Annotated in this window: 18 protein-coding genes and 1 pseudogene; 13 read left to right on the plus strand and 6 right to left on the minus strand. The window is 61.1% G+C overall.

Going from position 1 to position 21912, the window contains the following annotated elements; translation table 11 throughout:
* Nucleotides 1-45 precede the first annotated feature (45 nt).
* Both argJ and secA read right to left on the minus strand, forming a co-directional pair.
* Nucleotides 46-1263: a bifunctional glutamate N-acetyltransferase/amino-acid acetyltransferase ArgJ gene (gene argJ / locus PseuLF5_RS22480; protein ID WP_128614079.1), complete on the minus strand. Its 1218-nt coding sequence runs from the start codon at nt 1261-1263 to the stop codon at nt 46-48.
* A 122-nt stretch (nt 1264-1385) separates the two neighbouring features.
* Nucleotides 1386-4124 (minus strand): preprotein translocase subunit SecA, encoded by a 2739-nt coding sequence (gene secA / locus PseuLF5_RS22485; protein WP_123467241.1) that lies wholly within the window; start codon nt 4122-4124, stop codon nt 1386-1388.
* 309 nt (nt 4125-4433) lie between these two features.
* Here secA and PseuLF5_RS22490 point away from each other — a divergent pair, with 309 nt between their 5' ends.
* A complete protein-coding gene (locus PseuLF5_RS22490) occupies nt 4434-4889 on the plus strand; it encodes a DUF721 domain-containing protein (RefSeq protein WP_123467243.1) in 456 nt (151 codons plus the stop codon).
* A 76-nt stretch (nt 4890-4965) separates the two neighbouring features.
* Here PseuLF5_RS22490 and PseuLF5_RS22495 read toward each other — a convergent pair whose 3' ends face one another.
* Entirely contained in the window at nt 4966-6453 is a 1488-nt protein-coding gene (locus PseuLF5_RS22495; RefSeq protein WP_123467320.1) for a helicase HerA-like domain-containing protein, read from the minus strand.
* A 188-nt stretch (nt 6454-6641) separates the two neighbouring features.
* On the opposite strand from PseuLF5_RS22495, the pseudogene PseuLF5_RS28335 reads away from it, so the two are divergent.
* From PseuLF5_RS28335 to PseuLF5_RS22515, 5 genes and pseudogenes are all read left to right on the plus strand, one after another.
* Nucleotides 6642-7673: pseudogene (locus PseuLF5_RS28335) on the plus strand (cache domain-containing protein); the annotation flags it as partial.
* Between the two features lie 93 nt (nt 7674-7766).
* Nucleotides 7767-8531 carry a methyl-accepting chemotaxis protein gene (locus PseuLF5_RS28340; RefSeq protein ID WP_371043227.1) on the plus strand — a complete coding sequence of 255 codons (765 nt, stop codon included), beginning with the start codon at nt 7767-7769 and terminating at the stop codon, nt 8529-8531.
* Nucleotides 8532-8738: 207 nt separating this feature from the next.
* Nucleotides 8739-9851, plus strand: coding sequence for a glycosyltransferase family 4 protein (locus tag PseuLF5_RS22505; RefSeq protein ID WP_429540503.1), 1113 nt, complete (start codon nt 8739-8741; stop codon nt 9849-9851).
* A complete protein-coding gene (locus PseuLF5_RS22510) occupies nt 9844-10620 on the plus strand; it encodes a DUF2334 domain-containing protein (protein ID WP_340134776.1) in 777 nt (258 codons plus the stop codon). The genes PseuLF5_RS22505 and PseuLF5_RS22510 overlap by 8 nt, the downstream gene beginning before the upstream one ends.
* Entirely contained in the window at nt 10617-11612 is a 996-nt protein-coding gene (locus PseuLF5_RS22515; protein ID WP_340134777.1) for a lysylphosphatidylglycerol synthase transmembrane domain-containing protein, read from the plus strand. Before PseuLF5_RS22510 ends, PseuLF5_RS22515 begins: the two co-directional genes overlap by 4 nt.
* 29 nt (nt 11613-11641) lie before the next feature.
* Here PseuLF5_RS22515 and PseuLF5_RS22520 read toward each other — a convergent pair whose 3' ends face one another.
* Nucleotides 11642-11818: a hypothetical protein gene (locus tag PseuLF5_RS22520; RefSeq protein ID WP_186748189.1), complete on the minus strand. Its 177-nt coding sequence runs from the start codon at nt 11816-11818 to the stop codon at nt 11642-11644.
* Between the two features lie 102 nt (nt 11819-11920).
* The gene (gene purU / locus PseuLF5_RS22525) at nt 11921-12769 is read right to left on the minus strand and encodes a formyltetrahydrofolate deformylase (RefSeq protein ID WP_123467252.1); all 849 of its coding nucleotides are present in this window, start codon (nt 12767-12769) and stop codon (nt 11921-11923) included.
* A gap of 336 nt (nt 12770-13105) precedes the next feature.
* Between purU and mvaT the strand changes: the two genes are divergently transcribed.
* Complete coding sequence (mvaT, locus tag PseuLF5_RS22530) at nt 13106-13483, plus strand: histone-like nucleoid-structuring protein MvaT (RefSeq protein WP_038366705.1); 378 nt, start codon at nt 13106-13108, stop codon at nt 13481-13483.
* Between the two features lie 97 nt (nt 13484-13580).
* Here the strand turns inward: mvaT and sbcB are convergent, their stop codons facing one another.
* Nucleotides 13581-15011: an exodeoxyribonuclease I gene (gene sbcB / locus PseuLF5_RS22535; RefSeq protein ID WP_340134778.1), complete on the minus strand. Its 1431-nt coding sequence runs from the start codon at nt 15009-15011 to the stop codon at nt 13581-13583.
* Nucleotides 15012-15192: 181 nt separating this feature from the next.
* Here sbcB and PseuLF5_RS22540 point away from each other — a divergent pair, with 181 nt between their 5' ends.
* Genes PseuLF5_RS22540 through PseuLF5_RS22565 form a run of 6 tightly spaced genes read left to right on the plus strand, consistent with a single transcriptional unit; the run spans nt 15193 to nt 21912 of the window.
* A complete protein-coding gene (locus PseuLF5_RS22540) occupies nt 15193-15918 on the plus strand; it encodes an RDD family protein (protein ID WP_340134779.1) in 726 nt (241 codons plus the stop codon).
* Nucleotides 15915-16892, plus strand: a complete 978-nt coding sequence (locus tag PseuLF5_RS22545) for a stage II sporulation protein M (protein ID WP_340134780.1) — start codon at nt 15915-15917, stop codon at nt 16890-16892. The genes PseuLF5_RS22540 and PseuLF5_RS22545 overlap by 4 nt, the downstream gene beginning before the upstream one ends.
* Nucleotides 16879-18426, plus strand: a complete 1548-nt coding sequence (locus tag PseuLF5_RS22550) for a DUF4129 domain-containing protein (protein ID WP_340134781.1) — start codon at nt 16879-16881, stop codon at nt 18424-18426. Before PseuLF5_RS22545 ends, PseuLF5_RS22550 begins: the two co-directional genes overlap by 14 nt.
* Entirely contained in the window at nt 18423-19586 is a 1164-nt protein-coding gene (locus PseuLF5_RS22555) for a DUF4350 domain-containing protein (RefSeq protein WP_340134782.1), read from the plus strand. Before PseuLF5_RS22550 ends, PseuLF5_RS22555 begins: the two co-directional genes overlap by 4 nt.
* The gene (locus PseuLF5_RS22560) at nt 19583-20584 is read left to right on the plus strand and encodes an AAA family ATPase (protein ID WP_123467264.1); all 1002 of its coding nucleotides are present in this window, start codon (nt 19583-19585) and stop codon (nt 20582-20584) included. The genes PseuLF5_RS22555 and PseuLF5_RS22560 overlap by 4 nt, the downstream gene beginning before the upstream one ends.
* The gene (locus PseuLF5_RS22565) at nt 20581-21912 is read left to right on the plus strand and encodes a DUF58 domain-containing protein (RefSeq protein WP_186748183.1); all 1332 of its coding nucleotides are present in this window, start codon (nt 20581-20583) and stop codon (nt 21910-21912) included. The genes PseuLF5_RS22560 and PseuLF5_RS22565 overlap by 4 nt, the downstream gene beginning before the upstream one ends.

The following is a 21912-nucleotide window of genomic DNA, read 5'->3' on the forward strand; positions in this document are numbered from 1 at the left end:
GAGCTTGCTCGCGAAGAGGCCGACAGCCCGCCCCCACCTTTTAGATCAAGTGCGGTATTCAGCGTTGATCTTCACGTATTCATGCGACAGGTCGGTGGTCCAGATGGTTTCGCTGCAATCACCGCGACCCAGCTCGATGCGGATGGTGATTTCTTCCTGCTGCATCACCGCCGAACCCTGCGCCTCAGTGTAGGTGCTTGCGCGGGCGCCACGGCTGGCGATGCACACGTCACCGAGGAACACGTCGATCTTGCTCACGTCCAGATCCGGCACACCGGCACGGCCGACAGCGGCCAGGATACGGCCCCAGTTCGGGTCGGAGGCGAACAGTGCGGTCTTGATCAGCGGCGAATGCGCCACGGTGTAGCCGACGTCCAGGCATTCCTGGTGATTGCCGCCGCCGTTGACTTCAACAGTGACGAACTTGGTCGCGCCTTCGCCGTCACGCACGATGGCCTGGGCCACGTCCATGCACACTTCGAACACCGCTTGCTTCAACTTGTTGAACAGCTCGCCTTCAGCGCGAGTGATTTCCGGCAGCGCAGCCTTGCCGGTGGCAATCAGCATGCAGCAGTCGTTGGTCGAGGTGTCGCCGTCGATGGTGATGCGGTTGAACGACTTGTTGGCGCCGTCGAGCATCAGGTTGTGCAATACATCACGGGAGACTTTGGCGTCGGTGGCGATGTAGCCGAGCATGGTCGCCATGTTCGGGCGGATCATGCCCGCACCTTTGCTGATACCGGTCACGGTGATGGTCACGCCATCATGCTGGAACTGGCGGCTGGCACCCTTGGGCAGGGTGTCGGTGGTCATGATGCCGGTGGCTGCGGCTTCCCAGTTGTTTTCCGACAGGTCGTCCAGCGCCGCTTGCAAGGCGCCTTCGATCTTCTCGACCGGCAGTGGCTCGCCGATCACACCGGTGGAGTACGGCAGGATCTGGCTGGCATCGACACCGGTCAGCTCGGCGAGCTTCGCCGTGGTGCGCTCGGCCGCAGCCAGGCCCGGCTCACCGGTACCGGCATTGGCGTTGCCGGTGTTGGTCAGCAGGTAGCGCACAGCGTTGTGCACACGTTGTTTCGCCAGGATCACCGGCGCCGCACAAAAGGCGTTCAGGGTGAACACGCCCGCCACCGTAGAGCCTTCGGCGCAACGCATCACCACCACATCCTTGCGCCCCGGGCGCTTGATGCCGGCCGAGGCGATACCGAGTTCAAAACCGGCAACCGGGTGCAACGTTGGCAAAGGACCAAGACCAACAGCCATGAATGCGCTCCTTACTCAATGATGTCAGCACCGCCAATCGTAGGGACGGTGGCTTGAATGGCAAAACGCCGCGACGGCAGGAGCCGGTCGCGGCGCGGGTATTTCAGCGATTGAAACGGGTTTTACTGGATCTGCCCGTGGCAATGCTTGAATTTCTTGCCCGAACCGCAGTAGCACAGTTCGTTGCGGCCCAGCTTCTGCTCGTTGCGAACCGGGGCAGTGGCGAGGGCGACATCGACCTCTTCACCGACCAGGGCTTCCGGCTGGTCCAGGCCCGGGGCTTCGGCGTGTTCGAACTGCATGCGGGCGGCCAGTGCTTCGGCCTCCTCACGCAGGCGTTGTTCTTCGGCTTCCGGATCTTCGCGGCGGACCTGAACGTGCGACAACACACGGATCGAGTCACGCTTGATCGAATCCAGCAGCTCGGAGAACAGCGTGAACGACTCGCGCTTGTATTCCTGCTTCGGGTTCTTCTGGGCGTAGCCACGCAGGTGGATGCCGTGACGCAGGTGATCCATGGTCGACAGGTGGTCTTTCCACAGATCGTCCAGTACGCGCAGAACGATTTGTTTCTCGAAAGAGCGCAGTGCGTCGGCACCGGCCTGGTCTTCTTTCTCGTTGTACGCGGCGATCAGCTCCTGCATCAGCTTCTCGCGCAGGGTTTCTTCGTACAGGTGATCGTCTTCGTCAAGCCACTGCTGGATCGGCAGTTTCACGCCGAAATCGCTGGCAATCGAGGCTTCCAGACCGGCGACGTCCCACTGCTCTGGCAGCGATTGCGGCGGAATGTGGGCACTGACGGTGGCGTTGAGCACGTCCTGACGGAAATCGGCGATGGTTTCACCGATGTTGTCAGCGGCCAGCAACGTGTTACGCATGTGATAGATCACTTTACGCTGTTCGTTGTTGACGTCGTCGAACTCGAGCAGTTGCTTGCGGATGTCGAAGTTGCGGCCTTCAACCTTGCGCTGCGCCTTCTCGATCGCGTTGGTCACCATGCGGTGCTCGATCGCTTCGCCCGGCTGCATGCCCAGGGCCTTCATGAAGTTCTTCACCCGGTCAGAGGCGAAGATGCGCATCAGGCTGTCTTCCAGCGACAGGTAGAAGCGGCTGGAACCGGCATCGCCCTGACGGCCGGCACGGCCACGCAGCTGGTTGTCGATACGACGGGATTCGTGGCGCTCGGACGCGATCACCTGCAGACCGCCGGATTCCAGCACTTGCTGGTGGCGCTTCTGCCAGTCGGCCTTGATCTGCGCGATCTGCTCGGGGGTCGGGTTCTCCAGCGACGCGACTTCCACTTCCCAGTTACCGCCCAACAGGATGTCGGTACCACGACCGGCCATGTTGGTGGCGATGGTCAGGGCGCCCGGACGACCGGCCTGTGCGATGATCTCGGCTTCTTTTTCGTGGAACTTGGCGTTCAGAACCTTGTGTTCGATGCCTTCCTTCACGAGCAATGCGGACATGTGCTCGGAGGTTTCGATGGTGGCAGTACCCACCAGCACCGGACGACCGGCGGCCATGCTTTCCTTGATGTCCGCCACGATCGCCGCGTACTTCTCTTCGGCGGTGAGGAACACCAGGTCGTTGAAGTCCTTACGCGCCAACGGCTTGTTCGGCGGAATGACCATGACTTCCAGACCATAGATCTGGTGGAATTCGAACGCTTCGGTGTCGGCGGTACCGGTCATGCCGGACAGCTTGGTGTACAGACGGAAGTAGTTCTGGAACGTAGTCGAGGCCAGGGTCTGGCTTTCGGCCTGGATGTTCAGACCTTCCTTGGCTTCGATAGCCTGGTGCAGGCCTTCGGACAGACGACGGCCCGGCATGGTACGACCGGTGTGTTCGTCGACCAGCACGACCTGACCGTCCTGCACGATGTATTCAATGTTGCGGTTGAACAGCTTGTGCGCACGCAGACCGGCATACACGTGGGTCAGCAGGCCCAGGTTGTGTGCCGAGTACAGGCTTTCGCCTTCAGCCAGCAGGCCGACGCGGGTGAGCATGTCTTCGATGAACTGGTGACCGGCTTCGTTGAGCTCGACCTGGCGGGTCTTCTCGTCAACGGTGTAGTGGCCGGCCTTGGTGACTTCGCCTTCGACTTCTTCGACGTGCAGTTCCAGCTGCGGGATCAGTTTATTGATCTCCATGTACAGCTTGGAACTGTCCTCGGCCTGACCGGAGATGATCAGCGGGGTACGCGCTTCGTCGATGAGGATGGAGTCGACTTCGTCGATCACGGCAAAATTGAGTTCGCGCTGGAATTTTTCTTCCATGCTGAACGCCATGTTGTCGCGCAGGTAGTCGAACCCGAATTCGTTGTTGGTGCCGTAGGTGATGTCGGCGGCGTAGGCGGCGCGCTTCTCTTCCGGCGGCTGGAACGGCGTCACGACGCCGACGGTCAGGCCGAGGAATTCATACAGCGGACGCATCCAGTTGGCGTCACGACGGGCCAGATAGTCGTTCACCGTCACCACGTGCACGCCCTTGCCGGACAGCGCGTTGAGGTAAACACCCAGGGTCGCCACGAGGGTTTTACCCTCACCGGTACGCATTTCGGCAATCTTGCCTTCGTGCAGGGTCATGCCACCGACGAGCTGTACGTCGAAGTGGCGCATGCCCATGACGCGCTTGCCGGCTTCGCGGGCGACCGCAAAGGCTTCTGGCAGCAGCTTGTCGAGGGTTTCCCCTTTGGCGATGCGGGCCTTGAACTCGGCGGTCTTGGCACGCAATTGATCGTCCGAAAGGGCCACCATTTGCTCTTCGAAGGCATTGACGAGCTGCACCGTCTTGAGCATGCGTTTGACTTCACGCTCGTTCTTGCTTCCAAAAAGTTTCTTTAACAAAGGCGCAAACATATCGGCAGGATCTTCCACACTAAAGGGATGGAGGGCGGCCCCGTGAGCGTCGCCCGTGCAGCCCTCATGGCCGCATGCGAACGAGCATTCTACCCGGAAACGGAAGTGAGGAAAGTGGCGATGTTCCACGATGCTGGCACTGCGCTTTGACGGGGCTCACTTAAGATAGGGGCTTTTTGCTCAACTTCAACCCGTACAGGAAAGAAGTTAGTCGTTGATTTAATGGGTAAAGCAGGGACAAAAGCAATGGGCGAGTGATTTTGCCGCTTTCTGCTACCATGGCGTTTCTGTTACTTCAGGTGTTCGATCATGGCATTCCGCCCTCTTACGGCCAGAGCACCCGCCGTTCTGCTGCGCGAAGCCAAGCCGCTCAAAGCCATTCTCGGCCATGCCCAACGTCTGGGGCATCTGCAACGCTTGCTCGAAAGCCAACTGCAACCCGCCGCCCGCGAACATTGTCATGTGGCGTCCTGGCGTGAAGGCAGTCTGTTGCTGATTGTCACCGACGGCCATTGGGCCACCCGTCTGCGTTATCAGCAGAAACGCTTGCAGCGGCAATTGCAGATGTTCGACGAGTTCGCCAGCCTGACGCGCATTCTGTTCAAGGTGCAGCCGCCTACCGTGCAGCGCGGGGCGACCGGACATACGATGGATTTGTCGACGGATGCGGCGGCGACCATTCAGGCCACGGCCGACGGGATCAGTGATCCGGGGCTGCGGGCGGCACTGGAACGGCTGGCGGCGCACGCTAAAGACAAGTCCTGAAATCTATCTGAACGTGGGCGCAGATCCAATGTGGGAGCAGCCTCGCTCCCACATTTAGCTCGCCGGCAAAGAATGGTCAGCGGCGTTTGCTGCCTCCAAGCAAAGAGCCCATCAAGCCGCGCACCAGTTGTTTACCCAAATTATTGGCCGCCTGGCGCATGGCGGATTTCAACGCCTGCCCGGCCGCCGTCCCGAGAAACTCCCCGGCCCTGTCGGCAAGACTCGGCTCTTCGGGCACCGGCTTACCTGCCGGGACCTCAGTTTCTGGCGCCAGCCCCTTGCGCCCCATCAGAATTTCATACGCCGACTCGCGGTCGATCGGTTTGTCATACCGGCCCTTGAACGGCGACCCGGCGATCAATACCGTGCGTTCGGTTTCGCTCAGCGGCCCGATCCGCGACTGCGGCGGCGCCACCAGGACGCGCTGGACCATTTCCGGCGTACCTTTTTCCGTCAGCGTGCCGACCAGCGCCTCGCCGATGCCAAGCTCCGTCAACACCGCCAGGCTGTCGAATGCCGGGTTCGGCCGGAAGCCATCGGCCACTGCCCGCAGGGATTTCTGCTCCTTGGCGGTGAACGCACGTAAACCGTGCTGAACGCGCAGACCCAGCTGCGCCAACACGTCATCCGGCAAGTCCGCCGGCGACTGGGTCACAAAGTACACGCCGACGCCTTTCGAACGAATCAGCCGCACCACTTGCTCCAGGCGCTCCTGCAAGGCCTTGGGCGTGTCACCGAACAGCAAGTGCGCCTCATCGAAGAACAAGGCCAGCAGGGGTTTATCGGCATCGCCGCGCTCCGGCAACTGCTCGAACAGCTCGGCCAGCAGCCACAACAGGAAGGTCGCGTAGACCTTCGGTGCTTCATGCACCAGGCGACTGGCGTCCAGCAGGTGAATGCGTCCACGGCCGTCGGCGGTCGGTTGCAGAATGTCTTCGAGTTGCAGCGCCGGCTCGCCAAACAGCGCCTCGGCGCCCTGCTGTTCGAGGATCGCCAGTCGCCGCAACAGCGCCTGACTGGAACCGGTGGTCATCAGCGCCGCGTCTTCGCCAAGCAGTTGCGGATTGTCCTTGAGGTGGTTAAGCAGGGCCTTGAGGTCCTTCAAGTCCAGCAGCAACAGCCCTTCGCGGTCTGCGACCTTGAACGCGGCATACAGCGCCGACTGCTGGCTGTCGGTGAGTTCCAGCAGGCTGCCGATCAACAGCGGACCCATTTCGCTCAGTGTGGTGCGCAACGGATGACCGGACTCGCCGTGGATGTCCCACAACGTTACCGGGTAAGCCTTGGGCTGGTAATTGAGCCACGGCATGCCGGCAATACGCTCGGCGACCTTGCCCTGAGGGTTGCCAGCGGCGCCAAGGCCGCACAGATCACCCTTGATGTCGGCGGCAAACACCGCCACGCCGGCGTCGCTGAACGCTTCGGCAAGGCGCTGCAAGGTGACGGTTTTACCCGTACCGGTGGCGCCGGCGACGAGCCCGTGGCGGTTCGCCAGGCGCATGGCCTGCCCCACCTGCTGTCCTGTGAGTTCGGCACCGATTACGAGTTGCGAGGAGTCAGGCATTTTGTCACCCAATGGTTAATCTTTGATTCTGCATGGCCGATAAACAGAGGTGAGAGCCCGATCACAAGTCGGGCCGGACATTTCCCTAAGGAGAGACGGAAATATCAGCTTACTTTCACCCTTGCCCATTACGCGCGCTTCTATAAAAGCACGCCCTGGACATTAAGACCTTAGCGGAACCCCAAGCCATGAACAAAAATCTGCGCTTCAGCCATAAAATTTTGCTTGCCGCCGCCCTCATCGTCATCGCCGCCTTCGCCTCGTTCACGCTGTACAACGACTGGCTCCAGCGCAACGCGATCCGCGATGACCTGAAGAACTATCTCAACGAGATGGGCGAAGTCACTGCCGGCAATATCCAGACCTGGCTCAACGGCCGCATCCTGCTGATCGAAAACGCCGCCCAGAACATCGCCATCAACCCCGAGTCCGCCAACGTCGCCAGCCTGCTGGAACAGAAAACCCTGACGTCGACGTTCATGGCCACCTATCTGGGTGACGCCACCGGTCACTTCACCATTCGCCCGGATACGAAGATGCCGGACGGTTTCGACCCTCGGGTTCGTCCCTGGTACAAGGGCGCCGAGAGCAGCAGCACCTCGACCCTGACCGAACCGTACATCGACGCGGCCACCGGCCAGTTGATCATTTCCATCGCCACCGCCTCGAAGAAGGCCGGCCAGAGCGTTGGCGTGGTCGGCGGCGACCTGAGCCTGCAATCGCTGGTCGACACCCTCGCCGCGCGGGATTTCGACGGCATGGGTTATGTGTTCCTGGTCAGCTCGGACGGCAAGATCCTCGTGCACCCGGACAAGGCACTGGTGATGAAATCACTGAAGGAAGCCTATCCCCAGGACACCCCGCGCATCAGCGGCGATTTCAGTGAAGTCACCGTCGATGGCAAGACCCGTATCGTGACCTTCGCGCCAATCAAAGGCCTGCCGTCGGTGAACTGGTACATCGGCCTATCGGTGGACAAGGACAAAGCCTTCGCCATGCTCAGCCAGTTCCGCACCTCGGCGGTGATTGCGACCGTCATTGCGGTAGCGATCATCATCGCCCTGCTCGGCATGCTGATCCGCCTGCTGATCCAGCCGCTGCACGTCATGACCCGCGCCATGGAAGACATCGCCGACGGCGAAGGCGACCTGACCAAACGGCTGACCATCGTCAATCACGATGAATTCGGTGTGCTGGGTACGGCGTTCAACCGTTTCGTCGAGCGTATTCATGGCTCGATCCGCGAAGTGTCGTCGGCCACCGGACAGGTCAACGAAGTCGCGTTGCGCGTGGTCGCGGCGTCGAATTCGTCGATGTACAACTCCGATCAACAGGCTTCGCGCACCAGCAGCGTAGCCGCCGCGATCAACCAGCTCGGCGCCGCCGCCCAGGAAATCGCCCGCAACGCCGCGCAAGCCTCGAACCAGGCCAGCGACGCCCGTGGCCTCGCCGAAGACGGCCAACAAGTGGTCGATCGCAGCATCAAGGCAATGAATCAGCTGTCGAGCATGCTCAGCGCCTCGAGCAGCAACATCGAGTCGCTGAACAGCAAAACCGTGAACATCGGTCAGATTCTCGAAGTGATCACCAGCATTTCCCAGCAAACCAACCTGCTGGCGCTCAACGCCGCGATCGAAGCGGCGCGTGCCGGTGAGGCCGGCCGTGGCTTTGCCGTGGTGGCGGATGAAGTGCGCAACCTGGCGCACCGCACCCAGGAATCGGCGCAACAGGTGCAGACCATGATCGAGGAGCTGCAAGTCGGTGCCCGCGAATCGGTGAGCACCATGAGCGACAGCCAGCGCCACAGTCAGGACAGCGTCGAGATTGCCAACCTCGCCGGGGAGCGCCTGAACAGCGTGACTCAGCGCATTGGCGAGATCGACGGGATGAACCAGTCGGTGGCCACGGCGACCGAGGAGCAGACGGCGGTGGTGGAGTCGATCAACGTCGATATCACCGAGATCAACACGCTGAACCAGGAAGGCGTGGAAAACCTGCAGGCAACGTTGCGCGCCTGTTCCGATCTGGAACAACAGGCTTCGCGGTTGAAGCAACTGGTCGGCAGTTTCCGCATCTAGCGTCTGCACGCCCCTCATCGCCAGCAGGCTGGCTCACACATGGGAGCTGCGTTATCGCAAATCCCTGTGGAAACCCGCCTGCCAGCGATTACGGACCGCAAAACACGGCAAAACTTCACTAACCGCCCCACCGCGCAATCCCGACCGAACATCTATTCTTGATAAAGGTCAACCAAGGGAGTACCACGCAGCGGAGGGACAGTCACCGTGCACATCGCCGACATCACCATGTTCTACGCCCCGGCCAGCGGCGGCGTGCGGACTTATCTGGATGCCAAACACCGCCGGCTGGGCGTTAAACCTGCAACTCGCCACAGCCTGCTGATCCCTGGCGCCCACTTCAGTGAACACGATGGTGTTTACACGGTTCCCGCCCCCGCTCTGCCCTTTGGCAAAGGCTATCGTTTCCCGGTGCGGCTGGCGCCGTGGCGCAACGTCCTGCAGGATTTGCAGCCCGATCTGATCGAAGTGGGCGATCCGTATCTGACCGCCTGGGCTGCCCTGGATGCGCGGCGGCAACTGGATGTGCCGGTGATCGGCTTTTATCACTCGGACCTGCCACTGCTGGTCAGCAACCGCATGGGCCATTGGGTCACGCCGAATATCGAAGCCTATGTCACCCGGCTCTATGGCAACTTCGACCGGGTCCTGGCGCCGAGTCAGGTGATGGCCGACAAACTCATCGGCCTTGGTGTGCGCAATGTGTTCGTGCAACCGCTGGGCGTCGATTTGCAAACCTTCCATCCTGACGCCCGCGACCCCGGACTGCGCGCAGAACTGGGCATCGGTGGGGACACTCGCCTGTTGATCTTCGCCGGGCGCGGCTCGAAAGAAAAAAACCTGCCGATCCTGCTCAAATGCATGCAGCGCCTGGGCCCACGCTATCACTTGTTGCTGGTCGGCTCGTCAATGCCCGCCGGGGTGCCAGACAACGTCAGCGTGATCGACAGCTTCTGCCCGGCGGCGACCGTCGCGCGCCTGATGGCCAGCGCCGATGCGCTGTTGCATGCCGGCGATCAGGAAACCTTCGGTCTGGTGATCCTTGAAGCCATGGCCTGTGGCATTCCGGTGGTGGCCGTGGCGGCCGGCGCTTTCACAGAGATCGTCAGCGAATCCTGCGGCCTGCTCTGTGCACCGAATGACCCGCAAGCCATGGCCAATGCCGTGCGCGAGCTGTTCAGTCGCGGCGCTGAAAAGCTCGGTCAGCAGGCACGCCAGCATGTAGAGCGGCATTACGCCTGGGACACGGTGGTCGACAGCCTGCTCGGCCACTATCACGCCGTGCTCGGCCACGCGCTGCCCAAGGTTGCCAATGGCTGAGCCACTGAATCGTCCCGCCGTGTTACTGGTGCTGCACGACGTGGCACCGCAAACATGGGCGGACTACCAAGCGTTTGTCGAAGCCGTCGACGCCATGGGTGACGTGCCGATGACTTGGCTGGTCGTGCCGGATTTTCACCGCCGTAACGCGCTCGACGCCCATCCGGAGTTCTGTCGCTTGCTCAGCGAACGCGTTGCCCGTGGCGATGAACTGGCCCTGCACGGCTATTTCCATGACGACCAGGAACCCGGCCCGAGCACGCCGCGCGACTGGTTCATGCGTCGTCTCTACACCCATGAGGGCGAGTTCTATCAGTTGCCACACGAGGCCGCCCTCGCCCGCCTGCATGCCGGCATTGCAACGTTCCAACGCCACGATTGGCCGCTGCACGGTTTTGTCGCCCCGGCGTGGCTGATGAGCGACGGCACCCGTCAGGCCTTGCGCGAATTGCCGCTGAGCTACACCAGTGATCCGCAACATCTCTATCGGTTGCCGGATTTCACCCCCATCGCTGCCCCGGGGCTGGTCTGGAGCGCGCGCAGTGCCTGGCGTCGGGGCGTGTCAAAAATAGTCAGTGCCCAGCGCGAACAGCGCTGGCGCCAGGCACCGGTGATTCGTCTAGGCTTGCACCCGGTGGACATGCGCCACCCCTTCTCTCGGGATTACTGGCTGCACACCCTTGAACGACTGCTGGCTGAAGGACGAGTGCCAATGACCAAGATCGACTGGCTGACGCAACAGCGCCAGTGCCTGGAGCACGCCGCATGAGCCGCGGCATTCTGTTGTTGATCGGTCTGCTCGCGGCGCTGCTGATCCCTGTCGTGCTTGGCGGCAGCGACACCTGGGCGCGCCTGCAAAGCTTTCCGCTGAACTGGTTGCTGATTATGTTCGGCATGATTCTGCTGTGCTGGGGGATCAACACCCTGCGCCTGAGGCTGTTGCTCGACGATCAACGGGAGCGCGTCACACCGCTGAAGAGTCTGGGGGTGGTGATGGCCGCCGAATTCGCCTACTGCGCCACCCCCGGCGGCAGCGGCGGACCGCTGACGATCATGGCGCTGCTGGCCCGCTGCGGGGTGCGCCCGGCCCGTGGCAGCGCGGTGTTTGCCATGGATCAGTTGAGCGACTTGCTGTTTTTTCTCTGCGCCCTGAGCGCGATTCTGATCTACGCGTTGTTTCAGCACCTCAGCGATCGCCTGGAGTGGCTGCTGATCGTCAGCGCGGTTTCCCTGTTCGGCGGCCTGCTCAGTTGCGTCGTCCTGGCGCGCTACCATCGCCGCTTGATTCGCCTGAGCGGACGCCTGCTCGCCGGCATGAATGTTCAGCACCGTACGCGCCGGCGCTGGGCGCGCAAACTCCTGCACTTTCTCGCGGCGTTCATCGACACGCTGAAACTGCCGACACAGACCTTGATCAAGGTTTTTGCCCTGACCTGCGTGCATTGGCTGCTGCGCTACAGCGTGCTGTATCTGGCCCTGCGCGGGCTGGGCGCGGACCTGCAGTGGGCGTGGAGCTTTCTGGTGCAGATGCTGTCGCTGGGTGCCGGGCAGTTCAGCCTGTTACCCGGCGGCGCGGGCGCTGCGGAGTTGACCTCGGCGGCACTGTTGACGCCCATGGTCGGCAAATCCACCGCCGCGGCAGCGATCCTGATCTGGCGGGTGGTGACGTATTACTTCTATTTGCTGGTGGGTGGGCCGGTGTTTCTGTTGATGTTGGGGCGGCCGCTGTTGCGCAAATTGATGAAGGTGTCGCAGACGTAAAAAGATCACAGACTTCGGCAGTGATCTTTTCAGCGTCTGGAATCTGAATCGTCGGATTCTTCCTTTAACTGCTCCCACAACTCGGCAGCCCCGGGAAACTCCGTACCATCCTCCGGGCTCATATCCTCCGGGTCATAGCGGCTCAGACAACCTTCGCCCAATGTGGCGGGCGCTTTGGAAGTGGCTTTGTCCAGTGGATCGCTCATCAGCATGTCCTCGGGTCGGAAACGGCGAAGGGGCCTGAATGAAGAAGGGCCTGAGCGATTGAACGCCCAGGCCCTTCAGAATTCAAGCGCACGTGCGTTCGATCAGAACACCACGGTCTTGTTGCCGTGCACCAGCACGCGATCTTCGAGGTGATAACGCAAGCCACGGGCCAGCACCATCTTCTCGACATCGCGACCGAAACGCACCATGTCTTCGATGCTGTCGCTGTGGCTGACACGGACCACGTCCTGCTCGATGATCGGGCCGGCATCCAGCTCTTCGGTCACGTAGTGGCAGGTCGCACCGATCAGTTTCACCCCACGCAGGGAAGCCTGGTGGTACGGCTTGGCACCGACGAACGATGGCAGGAAGCTGTGGTGAATGTTGATCACCTTGTGCGCATATTCGCGGCACAGCTCCGGCGGCAGAATCTGCATGTAGCGCGCCAGCACCACCACCTCGGCATCGTGCTGTTTGACCAGGCGCGACACTTCGGCGAACGCCGGTTGCTTGTCCTGCGGATTGACCGGGACATGGTAATAAGGAATGCCGTGCCACTCGACCATGCTGCGCAGGTCATCGTGGTTGGAAATCACGCAAGAGATTTCGCAGTCCAGTTCATCGCTGTGCCAGCGGTGCAGCAGGTCGGCCAGGCAGTGGGATTCGCGGCTGGCCATGAGCACCACGCGCTTTTTCTGCTCGGTGTCGGTGATGCGCCAGTCCATCGAGAACTCTTCGGCGATTGGCGCAAACTTCTCGCGCAATACTTCAATACCGAAGGGCAGCGAATCGGCACGAATTTCGTGACGCATGAAAAACCAACCGATCTGATTGTCGGAGTGGTGGCTCGCTTCAGTGATCCAGCCGTTGTGGGACGCCAGAAAGTTACTGACTTTGGCAACGATGCCAACGCGGTCCGGGCAAGAGATCACCAGCCGATAGGTGCGCATGAGGGGGAAACTCCAGAACTTCGCAAAGGCCGCCATTCTAGCGACTGCGCAGGAAAACTGCAGTATTGATGACCGTTACCGTGGCTGCCGCTGCGAATTACGGCTTTTTGGCGGAATGATTCGTCAGGACAGTGGCGCGCCGATGGCCTGATTGATCAGGCAACTGTGAATATCTGTGATGACTGCATCACACTATTTAACGGGGCATTCAATTTATCGCTAACTCTTGTAACTAAATTAAATAAAAAGCCCGGTTAAATGTTTACTTGATGAAACAGCCTGACTATTATTGCCGCACTGTCCCCTGTCATTCAGCACTCTACTAAGGTAGTAATCATGTCCTTGATCAACGAATATCGCGCCACCGAAGAAGCAATCAAAGAGCTGCAAGCCCGTTTGAAGAACCTGTCGCAAGACGACAAACTGCAAGCCGAGCTGGAATTCGAAGGCAAACTGCGCACCCTGATGGGCGAATACTCCAAATCCCTGCGCGACATCATCGCACTGCTGGATCCGGATGCAAAAACCAAGGCACCACGTGGCGGTGCAGTAAAAACTACTGGCACCAAGCGTGCACGCAAAGTTAAACAATACAAAAACCCGCACAATGGCGAAGTCATCGAAACCAAAGGTGGCAACCACAAAACTCTGAAAGAGTGGAAAGCCAAGTGGGGCGGCGACGTGGTTGAAGGTTGGGCTACCCTGCTGGGCTAAGCCGCAACGCCTTCGCAGAGCAATCCGCGAAAAAAACAACGCCAGCGAATGCTGGCGTTTTTTTATGTGCGTTTTTCAGAGCCGGCCATGTTCGTTTTCAAAGATCCAAACGTTTGCGTAATGCCTGGACATAATTCTGCCATTGATTGAGCACCTCTTTCTGACTCGCCGTCGCACTATGCATCCATTCGCCGGCCGCCTCTGTAAAAGATGCCAAGGTATTCGGAGCGCCCCATTCCGGCGCAGACAAACGCTGCTGACAAAATATCCGCCAGCGTTCTTGCTCTTCAGAATTCAACGTATCGGGAAAGTTGCGCGCTCGATATCGAAAGAGCAATTCGGGCAAACGTTCATCATCGAAAGGCCATTGCTCTTGCGCTAGTTGAGCAGGGTCAGCGCTTCTGACTTGCTCACATAGACGTCGATCGCGGTCACCGATAAATCCGTCGTACAACTGTTGCTCCGGATCTTCGCTGGGGATGAAATCTTCGCTGGCATAAATGGCCGCGACTTTATCTTTCCAAACTTGTTGTGCGTCAGTTAGTCGCAGTGCTCGTGCCTGATACAACGCCATGTCCAGCCCCAGACGCTGCAGATCTTCGCCACGCAACACCGCCAGGGGCGCGACCACCGGGCAACGATTGATGTGAATCAGCTTGAGCGGCACCGGCAGTTGGCCTTCGGGCAAATCGTCACGACGGGTGTACAGCCGCTGGCGCAGGGTCTGCGCGTCAAGATCGAGCAAGCCCTGCGGATCGAGGTGCAGATCGCAGACGATCAAGGCATTGCGATTCTTCGGGTGCCAGGCCAGTGGCAGCACCACACCGACGTAACTGCGCGCCGCCGAGAAGCGCCCGGACACATGCACCAAAGGCTGTAACAGGCGAATCTGATCCATCACCTTCTGCTTGCTGCGCAACTGAAACAGCCAGTCATAGAGTTTTGGCTGCTTCTCGCGGATCAAGCGCGCCAGGGCGATGGTCGCGCGCACGTCGGACAACGCTTCGTGGGCATGCCCATGATCAATGTGATTGGCGGCGGTCAGGCGTTCGAGCTTGAGGGTCACCCGGCCTTCGTCATCGGTCGGCCAGACCAGACCGTCGGGGCGCAAGGCATAGGCCGCACGCACCACATCAATCAGATCCCAGCGACTGTTCCCGCCCTGCCACTCGCGGGCATAGGGGTCGAAGAAATTGCGATACAGACTGTAACGCGTCATCTCGTCATCGAAACGCAGGGTGTTGTAACCCGCGCCACACGTGCCTGGCGCAGCAAGCTGCGCGTGCACGCGGGTCATGAAATCGGCTTCGCTCAAGCCCTGTTCGGCGAGCTGGCTCGGGGTGATACCGGTGATGGCACAGGCGGCCGGATGCGGCAGGATGTCTTCGCTGGGCTGGCAGTAGAGGTTGACCGGCTCGTCGATTTCGTTGAGCGCGTGGTCAGTGCGAATCCCCGCCACCTGCAACGGGCGATCGCTACGGGGATTGATGCCAGTGGTTTCGTAGTCGTACCAGAAGATAGAAGTCACGGGCGGTTCCTGAACTGAAGATCGGCGAAGTCTAGGCGTTCAACTGCGGTCGCGGCCAGCCTCGCGTCATTCAGGCACCCTGCGACACACGATGTGCAATACATAGTTATGTCGTTTTCCCCCGAGAGACTGCTAGCATCGGACTCACTTGCACCCCGAACAGGCGAACATCAGGTAGCCCATGCTCGAGCCTACAGCACTGCCAAGGAAAGCACCGCTGACCCCGCCGCTGGATACGCGGTATCAGGTCGAAACGCCGGAAGGCATCGACCTGCCATTGCGCCCGGCCGGGCTGATGGTGCGGGCCGTGGCCTTCACGATCGATCTGGGCATTCGCGGCGCGATCATGGCCGTGCTGTTTATCGCTCTGGCGTTTCTCGGCAAGCTCGGCATGGGTCTGGGCTCGCTGCTACTGTTTGCGATCAGCTGGTGGTACATGGTGCTGTTCGAAGTGTTGCGTCAGGGCCGCTCGCCGGGCAAACAGTGGATGGGCCTGCGCGTGGTGCACGACGACGGCACGCCCGTCGGCTGGTCGGCTTCGCTGCTGCGCAACCTGCTGCGCTTCGTCGATCTGCTGCCGTTCGGCTACTTCCTCGGCGCGATCAGTTGCCTGCAACACCCGACCTTCAAACGGCTTGGCGATATGGCAGCGGGCACGCTGGTGGTCTACAGCGAGCGGCCACTGACTCGCCCGGCATTGCCGAGCGCCGAACCTCGTCGATCACCCATTGCCCTCAGCCTCAACGAACAACGCGCCATCCTCGGCTTTGCCGAACGTCAGGGCGAGTTGTCAGTGTCGCGGGTCAATGAACTGGCAGCATTGCTGGCCCAGCCGCTGCATATCTCCGCGCCGAAGGCAGTCGCGGAACTCAATGGCATCGCCCGTGGCTTGTTGGGGCCGACATGAAGCAAAGCCTTTTCGAAAGTCGTCACAAGGCCGAATGGGAGCGTTTTGCGCTGACCCTCGAACGTCTCGAGCGCGGCAAGGACACCTCGCAAGTCGCCGGTTTCCCCAAAGCCTATCGCAGCCTCTGCCACCACCTGGCACTGGCCCGGGAACGCGGTTACAGCAGTTTCCTCATCGACTCGCTGCAACAGCAGGTACTGCGCGGGCACCAACAGCTATACCGGCATCGCAGCCGTTTGGGCGCCAACCTTTTGAGTTTCATTCTTGCCGACTTCCCCAGGCTGGTGCGCGCCGAATGGCGCTTCGTACTGGTCGCCGGCCTGCTGTTTTTCGGGAGTCTGATCGGCGTTGGCGTGCTGGTGTATGCCTTTCCCGAACTGGTCTACAACCTGATCCCGGCCGACCAGGTGCGTGAAATGCAAGGCATGTACGACCCGGTGGCCGGTCACCTCGGGCGCCCCGTCGAACGTGCCGCCAGTGAGGACTGGGTCATGTTCGGTTACTACGTGATGCACAACATCGGCATCGCCTTTCAGACCTTTGCCAGCGGTTTGCTGATGGGCGTGGGCAGTGCGTTTTTCCTGTTCTACAACGGTCTGGTGATCGGCGCGGTGGCCGGGCACCTCACCGAAATCGGTTTCGGCCAGACCTTCTGGTCGTTCGTGATCGCCCATGGTGCCTTTGAACTGACCGCGATCGCGCTTGCCGGCGCAGCCGGTCTTGAACTCGGCTGGGCCTTGATCGCCCCTGGCCGCCTGACTCGCGCCGAGGCGTTGAAACGGGCGGCGCGCAAAAGCGTGTTGCTGGTCTGCGGCGTGATGCTGTTCCTGCTTATTGCGGCGTTCATCGAGGCGTACTGGTCATCCAGAATCAGCGTTGCACCGCACACCAAATATCTGGTGGGTGCGGGACTGTGGTTAGGGGTCGCCGCTTATTTGCTGTTCGCCGGAAGGACACGCCATGCGCCTGAGTGACGCCACCGTGGTGATCCGTCCGCGCACGACCTGGGAAGCCATGGATCTGGGCGTGCTCATGTGTCAGCAACATCGACGTTTGTTGATGACCAGTTGGGCGATCGTCACCCTGCCGCTGTTTGCCTTGCTCACGGTGGTGTTGTGGGACTCGCCGTCACTGGCGGTGTTTATCTTCTGGTGGCTGAAGCCGGCGTATGAACGACTGCCGCTGTACATCCTGTCCAGGGCGCTGTTCGGGGAAACGCCGACACTCGGACAAGCCTTGCGCGAATGGCCGCGCCTGCTCAGGCCACAACTGCTGGCCAGTCTGACCTGGCGACGCCTGAGTGTCAGCCGCAGTTTTCTGATGCCGGTGATGCAACTCGAAGGGCTGGACGGCAATGCCAGGCAGCAACGTCTGCACGTACTGCTGCAGCGTAACGCCGGCGCCGCGCAATGGCTGACCATCATCGGCGTGCATCTGGAAACCGCACTGTGGATCGGCCTGATGGTGCTGTTCTACATGCTCTTGCCGCAGCAGATCGAAACCGACTGGGACTGGCAGTCGCTGATCCTCGCGGCGGATCACGACTGGCGCTGGCTCGAACACCTGACCAATGCCTTGTATGCGCTGGTGCTTGTGGTGTGGGAACCGATATATGTCGCCTGTGGTTTCAGCCTGTATCTGAACCGCCGCACGCAACTCGAAGCCTGGGACATCGAACTGGTGTTCCGCCGCTTGCGCCAGCGTCTGAACCACAGTGTGTTGGGGCTGATCCTGGCGGTCTGTCTGGTGTTGCCGAATGTACCGTCAGTCCGGGCTGGCGAACCCGACACCGGCCCCGACGCCCCACGACTGCTGAATCAGCCCCTGACCAGTCAGGCGTCGCGCGACAGCATCAAGGCCCTGCTTGACCAACCGCCGTTCAAGAACAAGGAAAGCGTTACTCGTTACCGCTTCGGCGATGACCCGGCGGCCCCGGCCAAAGAGCAAACACCCGGTGAATTGCCGCAGTGGCTGAAAACCCTGTTGGGCTGGCTCGACGGTCAGCACCTCAACACCCTCGCCAAGTTTATTGAAGTGCTGCTGTGGGGCATTGTCATCGCCTTGCTCGGCGGGTTGATCTGGCGCTATCGCGAGTTTCTGCAAGCTTTTGTCAGTCGCCGCCCGACACTGCCGGCCAAGCCTGCACGAGCCCTGCCAGCGCAGGCGTTCGGTCTGGATCTGAACCGGGACACCCTGCCTGACGATATCGCCGGCAGTGCCGAACAACTCTGGCACAGCCAGCCCCGTGCAGCGTTGAGCCTGCTCTATCGCGGGCTGCTCAGCCAACTGCTCCATGACTTCGATCTGCCGCTGAAATCCGCCGACACCGAACATCAGGTACTCGCCCGGATCGAACAGCTGCAGCGCCCGGAACTGCTCGCCTTCAGCCGCACCCTGACCACGCATTGGCAAAACATGGCCTATGGGCATCGCCTGCCGGCGGCGCATCTGCAACAACAATTGTGCGATGGCTGGCGCGCGTTGTTCGACCACGGAACTGCGCGTTGAGCCGGCGTACGGTGTGGTGGCTTGGCGCACTGATCGTCATGCTGCTCGGCGTATTGAGCGTGTTTATGTATCTCAAGGCCAGGCCTTATCAGGAAGTGGTCGATCACGGCCCATCGCCGGCGGCGCAAGCCAATCCCTATCTGGCAGCTGAGATGTTTCTGCGTGAGCGCGGCCTCAATGTCAGCCACGCTGAAAGCCTCACCGTATTGCCGCAGATCGACCCGCGTCGACACACGCTTCTGCTGTTCAACGACCGTTCACGGATGACGCCGCGTCAGGTCGATCAGGTTTTGAACTGGGCGCGCGCCGGCGGACGCCTGGTGTTCGTGGCGGAGTCGATATGGGACGAGCAGACCAAGCAGAGCAACGACCTGCTGCTCGACCGGGTGCAACTGCATCAGTCCTTGAGCAAGGATCTGAAAGACTCCCCCCCTGTTCCGGAATCAGAGCGCTTCCCGAAACTGACCAGGTTGTACCTGGAAGATGAGGACGCACCGGCCTACGCCGGGTTCGACACCGACTTCCATCTCGATGACCCGAAGAACCTCGCACAGGCCTGGGCCAACAGCGCCAAGGCCACGCACATGATGCAACTGCCCTACAGCCTCGGCTCGATCACCGTGGTCACCGATGCCGACCTTTGGAAAACCACCGCCATCAGCCAGTACGACAACGCCTGGCTGCTCTGGTATCTGAGCGCCGACACCGACGTCACACTGATTTACAACACCGTGCACGACGGCCTGTTGACCTTGCTCTGGCGCTATTTCCCCCAGGCCATCGTCGCCCTGCTCGCGCTGATTGGCCTGTGGTTGTGGCAGGCCGGCGTACGTCATGGTCCGCTGCAGGCGCCGGCGCCGAAGGGGCGCCGACAGTTGCAGGAACACCTGCGCGCGAGTGCCGACTTCACCCTGCGCCACTCGGGCCAGCAGGCGTTGTTGCAGGCCTTGCAACAGGACGTCCTGCGCCGCGCCCGCCGCCGACATCCCGGTTTCGCTCAACTGAACGTCGCCGAGCAATGGCTGGTGCTGTCACGTCTGACCCGGCAACCCACCCGCGCCATCAGTCAGGCCCTGAGCCCGGTGTCGAAGCGGCGCCTGTCCAGTGCTGACTTCTGCCGTCAGGTCGCCCATCTGCAAACCTTGAGGAACACGTTATGACTGAACAGATCGAGCCCGGCAGCGCCAGCCACGCCGCCCAGCAGCGCCAGCGCGCCAGTCAGTTGGCGCAGGCCGTGCGCGGCGAATTGCAGAAGGCACTGATTGGCCAGAACGCCGTGATCGACGACGTGTTGACCGCGCTGATTGCCGGTGGCCACGTCTTGCTCGAAGGCGTGCCGGGGCTCGGCAAGACCTTGCTGGTGCGGGCACTGGCACGCTGCTTTGGCGGCGAGTTTGCGCGCATCCAGTTCACCCCGGACCTGATGCCCAGCGACGTCACCGGCCACGCCGTGTACGACCTGCAGACCGAACAGTTCAAGCTGCGCAAAGGCCCGCTGTTCACCAACCTGCTGCTGGCCGACGAGATCAACCGCGCCCCGGCGAAAACCCAGGCGGCGTTGCTGGAAGCGATGCAGGAGCGCCAGGTCACCCTCGAAGGCCGGGCCCTGCCGATCGCTCAACCGTTCATGGTCCTCGCCACGCAAAACCCGATCGAACAGGAAGGCACTTATCCGTTGCCGGAAGCCGAGCTCGACCGCTTCATGCTCAAGGTGCGCATGGACTATCCCGATGCCGATCAAGAGTTGAACATGGTGCGTCAGGTCAGCCGTTCGACCCGCGCCGACATGCTCGACGTGCAGCCGCTGCGCACGGTGTTGCAGGCCAAGGATGTGCAGGCACTGCAGCGCATCGCCAGCGATTTGCCGCTGGACGATCAGGTGCTCGACTATGCTGTCAGACTCGCACGCAGCACCCGCACCTGGCCGGGCCTGAGCCTTGGCGCCGGGCCGCGCGCCTCGATTGCACTGGCACGTTGCGCACGCGCCCGCGCCCTGTTGCGTGGCGGTGAATTCGTGATTCCCGACGACATCAAGGGGTGCGCCCTGGCCGTGCTGCGCCATCGTGTGCGCCTCGCCCCGGAGCTGGATATCGAAGGCTTGCAAGTCGATCAGGTGTTGCAGCAATTGCTCGATCAAGTCCCGGCGCCGCGCCTGTGAAACCCTCGCGCCTGCTGCTGATCTGGCTGCTGATCCTGGCGGCCATCGGCATCGTGCTGGGCACCTTGCAAGCACTGGAGATCAATGTCCCGGCGAGCCTGCTGTCGATCAACTGGGGGTTGCTACTGGCCTTGCTCGCCTTGGCGACGCTCGATGCAATGCGCCTCAAACGCCTGCCCGCAGTGCGCATCAGTCGGCAGATTCCCGGCAGCCTGGCGCTCGGTCGCTGGAGCGAGGTAAGTCTGGAGGTCGCGCATGAATTTACCGAGCCGTTGCAGGTTCAAGTGTTCGATCACGTTCCCGAGGGTTTGAGTTTCGAGCACTTGCCGCTGTCGGTCGAATTGCAACCCGGCCAGCGCAGCCTGATCGGCTATCGCCTGCGCCCGCTCAAACGCGGTCACTTCAGCTTCGAACATTGCGAGATCAACCTGCCGAGCCCACTGGGATTATGGTCAGGCAAGCGCCTGCTCAGCGTCGTCGACAACACCCGCGTCTACCCGGATTTCGCCCGACTTTACGGTGGCGAACTGTTGGCCGTGGACAACTGGCTCAGCCAGCTCGGCGTACGCCAGCGGCAGCGTCGCGGTCAGGGGCTGGAATTCCATCAGCTGCGCGAATTCCGCGAAGGCGACAGCCTGCGTCAGATCGACTGGAAAGCCACCGCCCGCCAGCGCACGCCGATTGCCCGGGAGTATCAGGACGAGCGCGATCAGCAAATCATCTTCATGCTCGACTGTGGCCGACGGATGCGCAGCCAGGACGATGAGCTGTCGCATTTCGATCACGCACTCAATGCCTGCCTGCTGCTCAGCCATGTGGCATTGCGTCAGGGCGATGCGGTGGGGCTGAGCACCTTCGCCGGCGATCAACCGCGCCATCTGGCGCCTGTCAAAGGCAGCGGCCAGCTCAATGTGTTGCTCAACAGCGTCTACGATCTCGACAGCACGCAACGCCCTGCCGACTATCAGGCTGCAGTCAATCAGCTACTGCTTCGGCACAAGCGCCGGGCGCTGGTCATTCTCGTGACCAACCTGCGCGATGAAGACGATGATGAACTGCTGAACGCGGTCAAACGCCTGAGCACGCAACATCGGGTGCTGGTGGCCAGCCTGCGTGAAGAGACGCTGGATACGTTACGCCAGACCACGGTGCAAACGCTGCCTGAGGCGTTGGCTTATTGCGGGACGGTGAATTACTTGAATGAGCGGGCAGAACTCCATGAGCGCTTGAGTGCGCATGGCGTTCCGGTGGTGGATGTTCGGCCCCCGGAGTTAGGGGCCGAGTTGGTGACGCAGTATCTGCAGTGGAAACGAGCGGGAAACCTGTAG

Source organism: Pseudomonas sp. LF-5 (genome assembly GCF_037626295.1).
Taxonomy (GTDB): domain Bacteria; phylum Pseudomonadota; class Gammaproteobacteria; order Pseudomonadales; family Pseudomonadaceae; genus Aquipseudomonas; species Aquipseudomonas monsensis.